Below are 300 nucleotides of genomic sequence, written 5' to 3' on the forward strand. Positions count from 1 at the left end.
ATCAACAATGTAAGCAAGTTTTAAAAACGAATGAGAAACTTGTAGGTCAACTTTTTAAACAACAACGACACGAAAGGGAAGTGGAAGAGAATCCTAAATTAATCATTGATACCATTGCATTAAGTCATAAATATTATAATTTTTTGGAAAATTGTGCCAATGCTATGGTGGCATGGCTACTTGCCGAGCCTGTTTTCCCGAAAACAGCAGAAAGAAATACTTATCAACAATTTAACACTTGGTGGAATGACAATTATGAGAAAGATAATTTTCTCTCAGAGTATTCAAACGGTATTTTAT

Annotated in this window: 1 protein-coding gene; it reads left to right on the forward strand. The window is 32.7% G+C overall.

Features of this window, described 5'->3' with window-relative positions; all coding sequences use genetic code 11:
- On the forward strand, window positions 1-300 hold a 300-nt coding region (locus tag ACTG7L_RS10815), incomplete at both ends, for a hypothetical protein (protein ID WP_439328541.1).

It is taken from the genome of Lonepinella sp. BR2357 (assembly GCF_051851525.1).
Classification (GTDB): domain Bacteria; phylum Pseudomonadota; class Gammaproteobacteria; order Enterobacterales; family Pasteurellaceae; genus Lonepinella.